This window comes from Nocardioides sp. 503, from assembly GCF_004522095.1.
Taxonomy (GTDB): Bacteria; Actinomycetota; Actinomycetes; order Propionibacteriales; family Nocardioidaceae; genus Nocardioides.
The window spans coordinates 943747-957436 of record NZ_SPUI01000002.1; the positions used below are offsets into that span (position 1 = coordinate 943747).

16 protein-coding genes are annotated in these 13690 nt (G+C 72.7%); 6 read left to right on the forward strand and 10 right to left on the reverse strand.

Annotation, left to right across the window (positions count from 1 at the left end):
• The first annotated feature begins 22 nt into the window (after window positions 1-22).
• Genes hsaA through E4622_RS05560 form a run of 4 tightly spaced genes read left to right on the forward strand, consistent with a single transcriptional unit; the run spans window position 23 to window position 3667 of the window.
• Window positions 23-1189, forward strand: coding sequence for a 3-hydroxy-9,10-secoandrosta-1,3,5(10)-triene-9,17-dione monooxygenase oxygenase subunit (gene hsaA / locus E4622_RS05545; protein WP_134739033.1), 1167 nt, complete (start codon window positions 23-25; stop codon window positions 1187-1189).
• Window positions 1190-1192: 3 nt separating this feature from the next.
• Window positions 1193-2080 (forward strand): 4,5:9,10-diseco-3-hydroxy-5,9,17-trioxoandrosta-1(10),2-diene-4-oate hydrolase, encoded by an 888-nt coding sequence (gene hsaD / locus E4622_RS05550; RefSeq protein ID WP_134739034.1) that lies wholly within the window; start codon window positions 1193-1195, stop codon window positions 2078-2080.
• A complete protein-coding gene (gene hsaC / locus E4622_RS05555) occupies window positions 2077-2976 on the forward strand; it encodes an iron-dependent extradiol dioxygenase HsaC (protein WP_134739035.1) in 900 nt (299 codons plus the stop codon). Before hsaD ends, hsaC begins: the two co-directional genes overlap by 4 nt.
• Before the next feature lie 58 nt (window positions 2977-3034).
• The gene (locus tag E4622_RS05560) at window positions 3035-3667 is read left to right on the forward strand and encodes a flavin reductase family protein (protein ID WP_245155895.1); all 633 of its coding nucleotides are present in this window, start codon (window positions 3035-3037) and stop codon (window positions 3665-3667) included.
• A 231-nt stretch (window positions 3668-3898) separates the two neighbouring features.
• Here the strand turns inward: E4622_RS05560 and E4622_RS05565 are convergent, their stop codons facing one another.
• The 10 genes from E4622_RS05565 to E4622_RS05615 form a co-directional block, all read right to left on the reverse strand.
• A complete protein-coding gene (locus E4622_RS05565) occupies window positions 3899-4942 on the reverse strand; it encodes a PD40 domain-containing protein (RefSeq protein ID WP_134739036.1) in 1044 nt (347 codons plus the stop codon).
• A gap of 6 nt (window positions 4943-4948) precedes the next feature.
• The gene (locus E4622_RS05570; protein WP_134739037.1) at window positions 4949-5458 is read right to left on the reverse strand and encodes a DUF4919 domain-containing protein; all 510 of its coding nucleotides are present in this window, start codon (window positions 5456-5458) and stop codon (window positions 4949-4951) included.
• Window positions 5455-6504, reverse strand: coding sequence for a hypothetical protein (locus E4622_RS05575; RefSeq protein ID WP_134739038.1), 1050 nt, complete (start codon window positions 6502-6504; stop codon window positions 5455-5457). Before E4622_RS05575 ends, E4622_RS05570 begins: the two co-directional genes overlap by 4 nt.
• Window positions 6504-6827: a hypothetical protein gene (locus E4622_RS05580; protein ID WP_134739039.1), complete on the reverse strand. Its 324-nt coding sequence runs from the start codon at window positions 6825-6827 to the stop codon at window positions 6504-6506. Before E4622_RS05580 ends, E4622_RS05575 begins: the two co-directional genes overlap by 1 nt.
• Window positions 6828-6915: 88 nt before the next feature.
• The gene (locus tag E4622_RS05585) at window positions 6916-7266 is read right to left on the reverse strand and encodes a hypothetical protein (protein ID WP_134739040.1); all 351 of its coding nucleotides are present in this window, start codon (window positions 7264-7266) and stop codon (window positions 6916-6918) included.
• Between the two features lie 68 nt (window positions 7267-7334).
• Window positions 7335-8222, reverse strand: coding sequence for a hypothetical protein (locus E4622_RS05590; RefSeq protein ID WP_134739041.1), 888 nt, complete (start codon window positions 8220-8222; stop codon window positions 7335-7337).
• A 236-nt stretch (window positions 8223-8458) separates the two neighbouring features.
• Entirely contained in the window at window positions 8459-9526 is a 1068-nt protein-coding gene (locus E4622_RS05600; protein WP_209021793.1) for a nitronate monooxygenase, read from the reverse strand.
• The gene (locus E4622_RS05605) at window positions 9523-10317 is read right to left on the reverse strand and encodes a CoA-transferase (RefSeq protein ID WP_134739042.1); all 795 of its coding nucleotides are present in this window, start codon (window positions 10315-10317) and stop codon (window positions 9523-9525) included. Before E4622_RS05605 ends, E4622_RS05600 begins: the two co-directional genes overlap by 4 nt.
• A complete protein-coding gene (locus tag E4622_RS05610) occupies window positions 10314-11195 on the reverse strand; it encodes a CoA-transferase (protein WP_245155896.1) in 882 nt (293 codons plus the stop codon). Before E4622_RS05610 ends, E4622_RS05605 begins: the two co-directional genes overlap by 4 nt.
• Complete coding sequence (locus E4622_RS05615) at window positions 11192-11947, reverse strand: enoyl-CoA hydratase family protein (protein WP_134739043.1); 756 nt, start codon at window positions 11945-11947, stop codon at window positions 11192-11194. The genes E4622_RS05610 and E4622_RS05615 overlap by 4 nt, the downstream gene beginning before the upstream one ends.
• Before the next feature lie 65 nt (window positions 11948-12012).
• Between E4622_RS05615 and E4622_RS05620 the strand changes: the two genes are divergently transcribed.
• A complete protein-coding gene (locus E4622_RS05620; protein ID WP_134739044.1) occupies window positions 12013-12774 on the forward strand; it encodes an SDR family oxidoreductase in 762 nt (253 codons plus the stop codon).
• A 10-nt stretch (window positions 12775-12784) separates the two neighbouring features.
• Window positions 12785-13681, forward strand: a complete 897-nt coding sequence (locus E4622_RS05625; RefSeq protein WP_134739045.1) for an SDR family oxidoreductase — start codon at window positions 12785-12787, stop codon at window positions 13679-13681.
• Window positions 13682-13690 lie beyond the last annotated feature (9 nt).

Here is a 13690-nt window from a genome sequence, read left to right on the forward strand (position 1 = left end):
CCCACCACGACAGGAGTTCTCGATGTCCCAGGCTGTGCTCGACGGCGTACGCGACCTGCTTCCCACGTTCCGTGAGCGTGCGGACGAGACCGAGCGCCTGCGCGTGGTTCCGGAGTCCAACATCAAGGAGCTGGAGGAGACCGGGTTCTTCAAGCTGCTCCAGCCGAAGCGCTTCGACGGCTTCGAGTCCGACCCGGTCGACTTCTACACCGCGGTGCGCGACATCGCGGGCGCCTGCGGCTCGACCGGCTGGGTCTCCAGCGTGGTCGGGGTGCACCCCTGGCAGGTCGCGCTGTTCTCCGACGAGGCCCAGCAGGCGGTGTGGGGCGAGGACACCAACACCCGGCTGAGCTCCTCCTACGCGCCCACCGGCAAGGCCACCGTCACCGACGGGGGCTACACCCTGTCGGGCAAGTGGAGCTTCTCGTCGGGCTGCGACCACTGCTCGTGGGTGCTGCTCGGCGGCCTCGTGTTCAACGAGGAGGGCAACGTCATCGACTTCAAGACGTTCATGGTGCCCCGCGAGAAGTACACGATCATCGACGTCTGGCACATGGTCGGCCTCAGCGGCACCGGCTCCAACGACATCCTCGTGGAGGAGCAGTTCATCCCCGAGGCGTTCACGCTGAGCATGGGCGAGACCGGGCAGTGCAAGGGCCCCGGCCAGGAGCAGAACACCTCCGACCTCTACAAGCTGCCCTTCCACTCGATCTTCACCGGCACCATCACCACGCCGATCATCGGCATGGCCATGGGCGCCTACGCCGAGCACGTCGAGATGCAGCAGGCCCGCAGCCGTGCGGCGTACCTCGGGGAGAAGGCGTCCAAGGACCCCTTCGCCATGGTCCGCATCGCGCGGGCCTCCTCCGAGATCGACGCGGCCTGGGCGCTGCTGACCAACAACATCCGCGAGGAGATGGCCTACGTCCAGCGTGGCGAGAAGATCCCGCTCGGGCTGCGCCTGAAGGTGCGCCGCGACCAGGTCATCGGCAGCGAGCGCGCGATCGAGGCCATCGACGCGCTGTTCGAGGCCTCCGGTGGCCGGGCGCTGGCCCAGGGCACCTACCTCCAGCGCGCCTGGCGCGACGCGCACGCCGGCCGCGTGCACGCCGCCAACGACCCCGAGCGGGCGCTGCAGATGTTCGGTGCCCACGAGTTCGGCCACAAGGTCGACCCCGGGATGTACTGAGGCATGAGCGACTTCTCCCAGGAGGCGACCCGCCGGTCGGCGAAGGCCCGTGAGCTCACGCTCAACTACTACGAGGCGGGGGAGGCCTCCGACGTCGGTGGCGGCCTGCCGCTCGTGATGCTGCACGGCGGCGGCCCGGGCGCCAGCGCGTGGTCCAACTTCGGCCGCGCGCTGCCCGGCTTCGCGACGTCGTTCCGCACCCTGCTGGTCGACCAGCCCGGCTTCGGCGGGTCCGACAAGCCGCCGGTGGTCGGCAACTTCTACCGCCACGCCGCCGACCACGTCGTCGCCCTGCTCGACGAGCTCGGGATCGAGCGGGTCCACCTGCTCGGCAACAGCCTCGGCGGCGGTACGGCGATGCGGCTCGCGCTCACCTACCCCGACCGGGTCGGCCGGCTGGTGCTGATGGGCCCCGGCGGGCTGTCGCTCAACCTCTTCCACGCCGACCCCACCGAGGGCGTCCAGCGGCTCATGGACTTCGGCGCCGACCCCACCCGCGAGGCCCTGCGCGCGTTCATCTCCACGATGGTCGTCGACCAGTCGCTGGTGACCGACGAGCTCGTCGAGGAGCGCTTCGCCGACGCCACGGCGCCCGGCGCCCAGGAGGCCATGCGCTCGATGGGCATGTCGTTCTGGAACCCCGAGACCGCCGAGGACGGCATGCTGTGGCGCGAGGCGCACCGCCTGCGCAAGCACACGCTGCTCACCTGGGGCCGCGAGGACCGCGTCAACCCGCTCGACGGCGCCATGGTCGCGCTCAAGCTGATCCCGAAGGCGTCGCTGCATGTGTTCCCGAACTGCGGGCACTGGGCGCAGATCGAGGCGGCCGAGGAGTTCCGCGAGGTCGCCACCGCCTTCTACGCGCGCCACACCGAGAGGCCACGCCCATGACCATCGAGATCCGGTCGATGGGCTACGTCCGCGTCGCCAGCACCGACCTCGACCAGTGGACGACGTTCGCCGGCAAGGTGCTCGGGCTCGCCGCCGGTCGCGGCCCGAACCCCGACCACCAGTACTGGCGCATCGACCAGGTCTCGGCCCGCCTCGTCGTGTTCCCCTCCGACGTCGACCAGCTCGCCGCGACCGGCTGGGAGGTCGCCGACCACCGCGCCCTGCAGGAGGCGCGCGAGCACCTGCAGAAGGCCGGCGTCGCGTTCGAGGAGGGCACCCGCGAGGAGCTCGACGAGCGTCGGGTGCAGGAGCTGGTGCGCTTCTCCGACCCGTGGGACAACGTCTTCGAACTCTTCCACGGCATCACCTACGAGTCGCGCCCGGTGGTCACGCCGTACGCCGCCCGCTTCGTCACCGGCGACCAGGGGATGGGCCACATCGTGCTGCCCGTCCTCGACGACGTCGAGGCGCTGCGCTTCTACACCGACGTGCTCGGCTTCCGCCTGCGCGACTCGATGAGCATGCCCGGCGAGTTCGTCGGCAAGGAGCCGGGCTCCAAGGTCTGGCTGCGGTTCCTGGGCGTCAACCCCCGGCACCACTCGCTGGCGTTCCTGCCGATGCCCAACCCCGCCAAGTGCGTCCACATCATGCTCGAGGTCGACGAGCTCGACCACGTGGGTCGCGCGCTGGAGCGCGTGCGCAAGCACCAGGCACCGCTCTCGGCCACGCTCGGGCGGCACATGAACGACGAGATGGTGTCCTTCTACGTCAGGTCGCCCGGCGGCTTCGACATCGAGTTCGGTACCGACGGCCTGCAGGTCGACGACGCCCGCTGGGTGGCGCGCGAGTCGACCGCGGTCTCCTACTGGGGCCACGACTTCGGCGGCGGCCGATGAGCCCCGAGCTCGCCGGCCCGTGTCGGGTGACGACCGTCCCAGTGGAACCATGGGGTCCATGACCTCGAGCCCCGAGATCCCCGAGGGGATGAGCCCCGACGCCCGGGAGTCGTGGCCGAGCCCGGAGCTGATCAGCTCCTGGCTGGGCGACGTGGACTTCGACGTCGAGTGGCGCCCGGGCGAGGTCTCGGGCGTGCACGCCGACGACGAGGAGGCCGTGGCACGCGCCCGCACCTTCCGCGACGTCCTGGGCAGCTTCGCCTCCGGCGTCACCGTCGTGACCGCCGTGAGCGGCGGCGAGCCCGTGGGCATGACCTGCCAGTCGTTCTCCAGCGTCTCGCTCGACCCGCCGCTGGTGCTCTTCATCCCGGCCAAGACCTCGCGCGCGTGGCCGCTGATGCAGCGCGCCGGCAGGTTCTGCGTCAACTTCCTGGCCCACGACCAGGCCGAGCTGTCCAACGCGATGGCCAGCCGGGGCAACGACAAGTTCGCCGGGGTCGGCTGGGAGCCGACTTCGCAGACCGGCTCGCCGCTGCTGCACGGTGCCCTGGGATACGTCGACTGCGCGATCCACGCCGTCCACGAGGCCGGCGACCACTACGTCGTCATCGGCCGGGTGCTGGACCTGGCACTGCACGGCCCGGAGCAGCCGCTGCTGTTCTACCGCGGCAAGTACGCCACGACCGACTGAGCGGTCGCCGTACGCACGCGGGTGCTGCTGGTCCTGCGGGGTGTAACTGGTCCGGTGCGCTCAGAGCTGGGTGCGGCGGGGGTTCGCGGTCATGCCGACGTTGACGTCGGAGGTGTCGTAGGCGGGCTTGGCGGCGGTGGTCTTCGAGGTCATGACAGAAGTCTGGCGTGCCCACCTCAGCGCTTCCTCAAGGCCGCCTCAAGGCTCTCGCAGCGCTCCCTCAGGTCCCGCTCAGCGCTCGGGCAGCTCCAGCTCGCGCCGCAGCTCGCCGCTGCGGGCGTCCCAGGCGAAGACGCCCTCGCGCCCTGAGACCGAGTAGAGGGTGCCGCCGTCGGGGGCCCACGCGACCGCCTCCGGGGCGTCGGTGTGACCGAGGAGCTCGCGTAGGACGCGTCCCTCGCCGCCCAGCGAGGCCGGGCTCCACAACCGGACCGTGTCGTCCTCGGTGTCGGTGAAGGCGAGGGTGCGTGAGCCGGGGGCGAAGGCGGCCTGCTCGAGGTGGTTGCCCGGCAGCCGCTCGGCGAGCGTGAGGTCGGAGGCTCGCCACAGCGCCGGTGAGCCGTCGACGCCGGACGCCGCTAGCCAGCGGCCGTCGGGGCTCCACGCCAGCGCGGACGAGTCGGCCGACTCCGCGAGGGTTCCGACCTCCTCGCCCGTGGCGACGTCGTAGACCCGGGTAGGACCTCCGCCGGCGGTGGCCAGGCGGCTGCCGTCGGGGCTGAACGCCAGCGCGAAGACGTCGCCGCCGGTCTCGACGGTGGTGACGTCCGCGCCGTCGTCGACCGACCACACGGCCACGCGGCCGTCGAGGCCGGCTCCGGCGACCAGGGAGCCGTCGGGGCTGAACGCCACGTCGGTGACGGGTGAGCCGTCGGTGACCTCCTCGTCCTCGAGGCCCGCCAGCTCCTGGACCACGTCGCGCGACGGCAGGTCGAGCAGCAGGACCGACGCGTCGTCCCCGACGCCCGCGAGCAGCGACCAGTCGGGGCTGAGCGCGACGTGGCTGCCGTCGTCGACCTCGGCGAGGGTGCCGGCACCGGTGTCCCAGCGGCAGATCCCCTGCCAGCAGTCCGCGAGCACCTGAGCGCCGTCCGGGCTCACCGCCAGGTCGTCGGGCAGCACCGGGGAGCCGGGCGCGGAGCCCGTGACCGGGGACTGCGACCCGGTCGTCCGGCCCTCCGGCTCGTCGTCGGCGTCGTCCGAGCACCCCGCCAGCGCGACCGCCGCGACGATCAGGGCGAGCAGCGCCGTCGCCGGTCGGGTCCGGTTCCGCACGCCGCCTCAGGCCCTCGGGAGGAGCGCGGTGACGTCGAAGACCAGCTCGGTGCCGTCCTCGCACTCGTGGCGGTCGAGGTCGCGGCCGCCGACCCGGTCGACTTTCTGCCGGCGCGACCGCCGGCCGAGCGCCCGCAGGACGTCGTACTCGTCGCTCACGCGCAGCACCGACCAGGGGCGGGCGGCGGTGCCGTCACCGGTGGAGAGGATGCCGGCCAGGGCGGCACGGGCGAGGGACTCCTCGCGCCGGGCGGCGTCGGCGTGGCCGGCTCCGGTGAGCGCCTCGGCGAGCGCGGAGTGCGCCGACGGGCTCATCATGGCGCCGGGCATCAGGGCGCGCAGGGCGGTCACCGCCTCGGCGTAGGCCCCGCGGTCGAGCAGGGGACGTCCCACCTTCTCGGCGGCCAGGTCCGGGGTGAAGTTCGGCGCCGACCGCACGGCGCCGCGCAGGTCGGCGAGCGTGGCGGGCGTCGGGGCGGCCAGGTAGGCCGCGACGAGGTCGCCGTACGTCGTCATCGGGACTCCTCCAGCAGGCGGTCGAGCTCCGCGGTCGTGAGTCCGTCGAGGTACTCGCGGCCGCTGTCACGAGCATCGTCCTCCACCGGCTGGGTGAAGTAGTCCTCGTAGGAGACCCCCGGGTTGCTGGTGCTCTGGTAGTCGTCGAAGTTGTCCTCCCACTCGTGCACCTGCTCCTCGGTGATGCCGTCCTCCTCGTGCTCCGCGAACGGGTCGTCCTGCCAGGGCCAGTGGAACGCGCCCTCGTCGTCGATCGCCTCGTTCTGGCGGGCGTGGCGCATCTCGTGGGCCACGGTGTGCAGCAGGCGCGGGTCGTCGAGCAGGCCCTCGTTGAGGGAGACGGTGCCGGAGTCCTCGCTCCACATGCCGTTGGAGCTCCAGCTCTCGGGGCGCCAGTCGATCGTCGGCATGTCGATGCCGTACTCGTCGGCCAGCTCCCTGATCTGCTGCTCGATGATGGCGCGGCGCTCGGCGTCGGTGAGCTCGGCCCAGCGCTCGGCCACCGCCGGGTCGGCGGTGCCGTACTCGTCGATGTCCTGGACCGTCCCGGACGGGATGCTGTTGGCGATCGTCATGTCGGCGGCCGCCGCCTTGGCGAGGATCGTCGTGATGTCGTCGGCGATCGCCTGGGCCTGGGAGGTGCGCGAGCGGCTCCACTCCTCGGCCTCGTAGCGGTTCTCGAACGTCGGCGGCGTCTTGACGTCCGTGACCGTGCCGTCGCTGCCGATCGCGAGCTCCTGCGCGGCCGCCTGCCCCTGGACGTCGGCCACGAGACCCTCGATCACCCTCACCTGGGTCTCGGCGTCGTACATCGCCTTCTGGACCTTGGTCTTGCCCTCGATGTGGTCGGTCAGCTGGGAGACCAGGCCGTCGCGCCGCAGCTCAGCGACGAACCGGGCGAGGCCGTTCCAGGAGTCGGGGACGGCCTGCGCCTCGACGGCGTCCCGGCTCTTCTCGAGGGCCGTGACGTCGGTCTTGAGGCCGTCGCCCGCGGCGCCCAGGGGCGCGGCCTGCCAGCGGGCGACCTCGCTGAAGGAGGCCGGCATCAGCCGCCTCCCGATCCGCCGAGGAGACCGCCGAACAACCCGCCGAACAGGCCGCCGCTCTCGGCGTCGGCGCCCTGGGCGTCCTTGCTCGCGCTCTCGATCTGGGTGCCGAACGCGTCCGCGCTGTCGGCCCAGGACTGCACGTCGTCGTCCCAGCTGGTCCCGAGCTCGCCCAGGAAGCCGGCGGAGTCGGCCCCCGGGATCGCGGCCGCGGCCGCGGCCAGGTGGGCCGACGAGCCGTGGCCACGTGCGCCGTCGGCGGCCTCGGTCACGGCGTCGGAGGCCGCGGTCATATCGCCGGGGTTCACCTGGAAGACGGTCATGGCTCCTGCCGGGGAGGTCGTGGGCTCGTGCCGGTCAGGCTCCCCGGTGGCGGAGCGGGCGAAACCTCTCCGGGTCCGACGGGAGGAGTCAGCGCAGGACGAGGTAGGCCGACACGATGCCGGGGACCACGCCGAGCAGCAGCCACGGCGAGGCCAGCCCCCGCTTGTGCATCGCGAGGCCCGCCGCCACGGCGATGACCCCGAACGCGCCGGAGAGCACGCTCAGCCCGATGCCCGCGGACAGCGCGTCCTCGTCGACGTACTGGGCCGCGATCGCGAGCCCGGCCGAGAGGTGCAGGATCGTGGTGACGACCAGGATCGAGAGCACCCACCGCTGGACGCGCTCCAGTCGCTGCACGTCCTCCTGGCGCACCGCCGGGCGCGGTCGGGAGGGGTCCATCAGGTGCCGGGCTCGGCGGACGGGCGGCTCCTCGGTCATGACCCGAAACTACTCGGGTCACGGGTCGCCCGGGTCGCCGGGCGTCGGACGACCCGGTCGGCTGCGGCTCAGATCACGCCGTGCAGGCGCCAGTCGGCGCGGCCGCGCACGGCGCCCTTGGCCCGCGCCACGGCGCGGCCCGAGGTCAGGCGCGACACGACGGTCCAGGTCGCGGTGCCGGCGACCGGGTCGAGGGCCACGACGTTGCCACGGTCGTCGCCGGTGCAGAAGCCGCTGGAGAGCTCGGTGACGCCGGCGTAGCCGCGCCGCTTCAGCGTCTTGGCGCGCATCGCGCGCGGCTTCGCGTGGGGGATCGTGAGCAGTCGCAGCGCGCCGCGGGACGTGACGGCGTAGAGCAGGTCGGCGCCCGGAGCCGCGCGGTAGGCGGCGGTCGTGAGGGCGGTGAGGCCCTGGAGGTCGCGGGCGACCCGGCGCCGTCGCTCGTAGCCGAGGGTGCCGTCCCGTCGCTTCGTGAGCGTCCCGCGGTGCAGCACGCCGGCATCGTCGACCGCGTAGGCGTAGAAGCCGTAGGCGTCGGTGAAGAGGGCGGGGGAGAGGCCCTTCGGCGTGATCCGGCGCGCGGAGACCTTCAGGGTGGTGCGCCGCTTGGGCTCCGTGAGCCGGAGCATCCGCGGCGTGCCGTCGGCGGTGGTGGCCGAGAGCCGGGACACCCCGTCGCGGACGTCGACGTAGCCCAGGGCCGTGATCTCGAACGGCAGGGGAGCCGTCGTCCGGCGGGTGCCGACCAGGCGCCCGTTGCGCACGACGTGCTGCGTGAGGCGACCCGCGGCGTCCTGGCCGAGGACGCCGCTCGTGCAGACCGGGCCGGCCTTGCCCGAGGCCGCGCCACCGCGCAGTGCCTGGTCCGCCGAGGCGGCGCCGGCGGCGGCGAGCGTGCCGGCCAGGGCGGAGGCCAGGGCGAGGGAGAGCAGGGTCGAGCGGGCGCGAGGGCGCATGGGGAAGCTCCTCAGGAGGGGAAGAACCACGACCGTAACCGCCGGTGGCGCCCGCTCGGGACCGACACGCGGCCTACGTGGCCTACGTGGCGCTGCTCCAGCTCCATCCCCGCCAGCTGCGCCATGAGGTCGAGCTCGGAGGGCCAGACGTAGCGGAAGCGGTGGCCGCCTGCTGGGTCAGCATGACGCCGAGCCTGCCTACGTGGCAGGCCCCGTGTCGACCGGTCTTGCGTGGCTCAGACGACGTAGGAGGAGCCGCGCCGCAGCTCCTCGACGGCCCGCACGACGATCCGGTCGACGAGCTCTTCGCAGGTCGGCAGGTCGTCGATGACGCCGACGACCTGACCAGAGGCGAGGACGCCGGCGCTCGTGTCGCCCTCGACGAGTCCGGCCTTGAGCATCACCGGCGTGTTGGCGGCCAGGGTCATCTGGGCCAGCGTGCGGCCCTGGGCCTTCTTCATGGCGCGGCCGTCCTTGGCGAGGTCGAGCCACGTCATGCCGCTGGTGCGCTTGAACTCCAGCGTGCGGCGCAGCGTCGGGGCGAGGCGCCTGACGGCACCGGTCTCCTCCAGCTCCGCCACCAGCTCGGTGCGCAGCATCCGGTGCGGCATGCCGTCGACCTTGGCGGTGACGACGGTGCCGGTGAGGTCGTGGCCGAGGTAGAGGTCCTTGACCGCCTGCGGGACGGCGCTGTCCTGCGTGAGCAGGAAGCGGGTGCCCATGCCGACGCCGGCGGCGCCGTAGGACAGCGCCGCGGCCAGGCCGCGGCCGTCGAAGAACCCGCCGGCGGCGACGACCGGGATGTCCACGGCGTCCAGCACGGTCGGCAGCAGCAGGGTGGTCGGGACCGGGCCCGTGTGACCGCCGCCCTCGCCGCCCTGCACCATCACCGCGTCGGCGCCCCAGGCGGCGACCTTCTCGGCGTGACGGGCGGCGCCGACCGACGGCATCACCACCACACCGTGGTCCTTGAGCTTGGCGATCAGGTCCGGCTTGGGCGCCAGCGCGAACGACGCGACGCGCACGCCGTGCTTGACGAGCAGGTCGCAGCGCTCGCCCGCGTCGCCGGCGTCGGCGCGCAGGTTGACGCCGAACGGCCGGTCGGTGCGCCCCTTCACCTCGAGGATCGCCCGCTCCAGCTCCTCGTAGGTCATGGTGGCGCTGGCCAGGATGCCCAGTCCGCCGGCGTTCGCCGTGCCGCTGACGAGGCGGGGCCCGGAGACCCAGCCCATGCCGGTCTGCACGACGGGGTGCCGCACACCGGTGAGCTCGGTGAACGGCGTCCGGAGCAGCTGCTCGATCACGAGACGGGCACCTCGCGGTGGCGCAGCGCCCTCGGGTCGAGGACCTCGCGGATCAGCACGAGCTCCTCGGTGGTGGGCAGCCGCGTCTCGGGTACGTCGCCGGCGACCGCGAGCTCGAAGCCGGTCGCCTCGCGCACCTCCTCGACGCTGACGCCCGGGTGGACGCTCAGCAGGCGCACGGTGTCGTCCTCGCCGCCGACGTCGAGGACCGCGAGGTTGGTGACGATCCGGTGGATGTCGTTGAAGCGGGCGGCCGCAGGCCCCGCCTGCCTGGCCAGGGCGGGACCCACGCCGGAGACCACGTCGACGCGCTCCACGAAGACCCGCGGCGAGTGCTTGGGCACCCAGTAGGAGGTCCGGTTGTTGACGGTGTTGCCCGGCGCTCCGCGCGAGCCGAGCAGCTGCCGCTTCGGCCGGTCGAAGTCGCCGATCGCCGAGATGTTCTGGTTGCCGTGGCGGTCGACCTGGGTGGCGCCCATCATCACGTGGCGCTTGCCGTAGGCCACCACGTCGAAGACCTTGCGGAACGGGATCCAGCCCTCGACGACGTCGGCCTTGGCGAACAGCGGGGGAGTGCCGGCGAGGAAGAGCGACTCGCCGTCGGAGATCACCAGGTCCGGGTTGGAGGTGAGCCGCGCGAGCCGGACGCCGAGCATCGGCAGCGTGCCCATCGGGCTGGCGAAGATCTCGCCGTCGTCCTTGAACGCGTCGGCGATGGCGGCCGCGCAGACGTCCGCGCGGGTCGCCCCGTCGGTGCCATGGTCGGTGCCAATGTCTGTGGAGGTGCTCATGCCTGCTCCTCGGTGAACGTCCGGACGGCTGCCTGGTAGGCGGCCTCGTCGCCGGACAGGAAGCGCTCCTCGAAGGCCGCCCAGTCCTCCTCGGACCCGCCGGCCGCGGCGGCGTACGCCTTCTGGAAGCGCTCGTCGCGCTCGTAGTCGGGGGTGCACGTCGTGAAGTGCGCGCCGTGGGGCGTCTCGACCACGCCGCTGACCATCATCCGGCTCAGGAGCAGTCGCTGGACGGGGGTGTCGACGGTGAGGCCGGCGGTGTCCACGACCTGCTCCACGCTGACGTAGGCGCGGTCGGCGGCCATGCAGAAGAGGTCGTCGAAGTAGGGGTCCGGCCCGAGGTAGGTGGCGTTGCCGTGACGGTCGGCGCGGTTGAGGTGGACCAGCGCGACGTCGAGGGGCAGGGCTGGGACGGCGACCAGCTCCTCCCCGTCGTCGTAGGGGCTGGTGACGGTCCTGATCGCCGGGTTGTGGACCAGGACGTCGGAGCCCAGGCCGGCGCGCATCGGCAGGAACGGCAGGCGCTGGGCGGCGGCGCGCAGCCCGGTCTGGAACATGCCCTCGTCGAGCTCGACGACCTCGGGGATCGTGCCGTCCTGGCGGGCGCGCTGGAAGTTGGGCTCCAGCGGGACCGAGTCGAGCGAGACGAACGCGTAGACGAGCTTGCGGACCTTGCCGGCGCGCAGCAGGAGTCCGACGTCGGCGCCGCCCCAGCTCACGATCGTCAGGTCCGTGAGGTCGGAGCGCAGGATCGCGCGGACCAGCGCCATCGGCTTGCGCCGCGGCCCCCAGCCGCCGATGCCGATCGTCATGCCGTCCTTCAGCTCGGCGACGACCTCCTCGATGCTCATGCGCTTGTCGCGGGGTGCCTGGGTCACTGCTTCGACTTCTCCGTTCCCGCGAACTCGTCGCGGAGCTCGTCGCTGACGCCCGCGAGGTTGAGCTCCATGGTGAAGCCCTGCTCGAAGCGGTAGCTCTTGTTGACGTCGATCGGGTCGATCCCGTTCAGCGCCTCCTTGGCGGCGCGGATCACCCGGGTGTCCTTGGCGGCGATCTCGCCGGCGACCGCGAGCGCGGCGTCGTCGAGGCGGTCGTGGGGGACCACCTCCAGCACGCTGCCGTGCTGCACGAGGTCGGCGGCTTTGATCGTGCGCGCGGTGAAGTAGAGCGTGCGCATCAGGTGCTGCGGGACGAGGCGGGCCATGTGGGTGGCCGCGCCCAGCGCGCCCTGGTTGACCTCCGGGACGCCGAAGTAGGCGTCGTCGCTGGCCACCACGCAGTCGGCGTTGCCGACCAGGCCGACGCCGCCGCCGAGGCAGAAGCCGTGGACGGCGGCCACGACCGGCACCGCGCACTCGTAGACGGCCTTGAACGCCGCGAAGCAGCCCTTGTTGGCGCCGATCAGCGCCTCGAAGCCGGAGGTCTGCTGCATCTCCTTGATGTCGACGCCCGCGTTGAAGCCGCGCCCCTCGGCGCGCAGCACGACGACGTGGGTGTCCAGGTCGGCGCTGGCCTCGTCCATCGCGGCGGCCACGTCGAACCAGCCCTGGACGGTCAGCGCGTTGACGGGCGGGTGGCTCATCGTGACGACGCGGATGCCGTCGCCGCGGAGCTCGGAGGTGATCGCCATGGCGCTTCTCTCGTGGGGCAGCGGGCCGGAATACAAACCTAACGTTTGCTTGGTACCCTAGCAGCATGGCACTGGCGCTGGACCTCTCCGGACGGGTCGTGCTCGTCACCGGCGGGACCCAGGGGATCGGTCGGGGGATCACCGGGCGCTTCCTCGACGCCGGGGCCACGGTCGCCACCTGCTCGCGCTCCGACGTGGCGCCGGTGGAGGGCACCACACACCACGTGTGCGACGTGCGCGACCCCGCCGCGGTGACCGCGATGGTGGACGCGGTGGTCGCCGCGCACGGCCGGCTCGACGTGCTGGTCAACAACGCCGGCGGCGCGCCCTACGCGCTGGCGGCGGAGGCCTCGCCGCGCTTCCACGACAAGGTGGTCGGTCTCAACCTGCTGGCGCCGCTGAGCTGTGCGCAGGCGGCCAACGCCGTCATGCAGCAGCAGGACGACGGCGGCGTCATCGTCAACATCTCGTCGGTCTCGGCTGTGCGGCCCTCGCCGGGGACGGCCGCCTACGGCGCCGCCAAGGCCGGCCTGGACTCGCTCACCACCTCCCTGGCGATCGAGTGGGCGCCGCGCGTGCGCGTCAACGCCATCGACGTGGGCCTGTGCCGCACCGACCACACCGACGACCACTACGGCGGCGACGCCGGCGTGGCCGCGATCGAGGCGACGATCCCGCTCGGTCGCATGGGGCGTCCCGACGAGGTCGGCAACGTCGCGGTGTTCCTGGCCAGCGACCTGGCGTCGTACGTGTCGGGGGCACGCGTCGAGTGCCACGGCGGCGGCGAGCCCCCCGTCTTCCTGTCCGCAGCCCGACCACCCTCCTGAAGGAGCATCCGTGAGCAAGCTTCTCGACGGCCGCGTCGCGATCGTGACCGGGGCGGGACGCGGCATCGGCCGCGCCCACGCCCTGGAGCTGGCGGCGCACGGCGCCGCCGTCGTCGTCAACGACTACGGCGTCTCGCTCGCCGGCCAGCGTGGTCCGGGGGAGGGCTCGGGGGAGTCTCCCGCGGACCAGGTGGTCGCCGAGATCGAGGCGGCGGGCGGCCGCGCGGTCGCCAACGGCGCCGACGTCGCGGACTTCGCGGACGCCGAGGCCATGGTGCGCCAGGCCATCGACACCTTCGGTGGCCTGGACGTGCTGGTCAACAACGCCGGATTCGTGCGCGACCGGATGCTCGTCAACACCTCCGAGGAGGAGTGGGACGCCGTCGTGCGGGTGCACCTCAAGGGGCACTTCGCGCCGCTGCGCCACGCCGGCGCCTACTGGCGCGCCGAGGCCAAGGAGGGCCGTCAGCGCTCGGCCCGCGTGGTCAACACCTCCTCAGGCGCCGGCCTCCAGGGCTCGGTCGGCCAGGCGACGTACTCCGCGGCCAAGGCCGGCATCGCCGGCCTCACCCTCGTCGCCGCCCAGGAGATGGGCCGCTACGGCGTCACGGTCAACGCGATCGCGCCGGTCGCCCGCACCCGGATGACCGAGGGCGCGTTCGACACCTCCGCGATGGCGCTGCCCGAGGACAACTCCCCGGTCGTCGCCTGGCTGGCCTCGGTCGGGTCGGCCGACGTCACCGGCCGTGTCATCGAGATCGACGGCGGTCGGATCACCGTCGAGAACGGCTGGTCCCACGGCCCCTCCCACGACCTCGGCCGGCGCTGGGACGCCGCCGAGGTCGGTCCGGCGCTGCGCGACCTGCTGTCCGCCGCCCCCGACCCGGAGCCGGTCTACGGCGCCTGACGTCGCTGG

Bases quoted from the DNA above. Each gene is read 5' to 3' on its own strand.
- E4622_RS05580 (WP_134739039.1), bottom strand. From the start codon at position 6,827: ATGACCGTCTTCCAGGTGAACCCCGGCGATATGACCGCGGCCTCCGAC.
- E4622_RS05615 (WP_134739043.1), bottom strand. From the start codon at position 11,947: ATGGCGATCACCTCCGAGCTCCGCGGCGACGGCATCCGCGTCGTCACG.
- E4622_RS05605 (WP_134739042.1), bottom strand. From the start codon at position 10,317: ATGAGCACCTCCACAGACATTGGCACCGACCATGGCACCGACGGGGCG.
- hsaC (WP_134739035.1), top strand. From the start codon at position 2,077: ATGACCATCGAGATCCGGTCGATGGGCTACGTCCGCGTCGCCAGCACC.
- hsaA (WP_134739033.1), top strand. From the start codon at position 23: ATGTCCCAGGCTGTGCTCGACGGCGTACGCGACCTGCTTCCCACGTTC.
- E4622_RS05590 (WP_134739041.1), bottom strand. From the start codon at position 8,222: ATGCGCCCTCGCGCCCGCTCGACCCTGCTCTCCCTCGCCCTGGCCTCC.
- E4622_RS05560 (WP_245155895.1), top strand. From the start codon at position 3,035: ATGACCTCGAGCCCCGAGATCCCCGAGGGGATGAGCCCCGACGCCCGG.
- E4622_RS05570 (WP_134739037.1), bottom strand. From the start codon at position 5,458: ATGACGACGTACGGCGACCTCGTCGCGGCCTACCTGGCCGCCCCGACG.
- hsaD (WP_134739034.1), top strand. From the start codon at position 1,193: ATGAGCGACTTCTCCCAGGAGGCGACCCGCCGGTCGGCGAAGGCCCGT.
- E4622_RS05585 (WP_134739040.1), bottom strand. From the start codon at position 7,266: ATGACCGAGGAGCCGCCCGTCCGCCGAGCCCGGCACCTGATGGACCCC.
- E4622_RS05575 (WP_134739038.1), bottom strand. From the start codon at position 6,504: ATGCCGGCCTCCTTCAGCGAGGTCGCCCGCTGGCAGGCCGCGCCCCTG.
- E4622_RS05620 (WP_134739044.1), top strand. From the start codon at position 12,013: ATGGCACTGGCGCTGGACCTCTCCGGACGGGTCGTGCTCGTCACCGGC.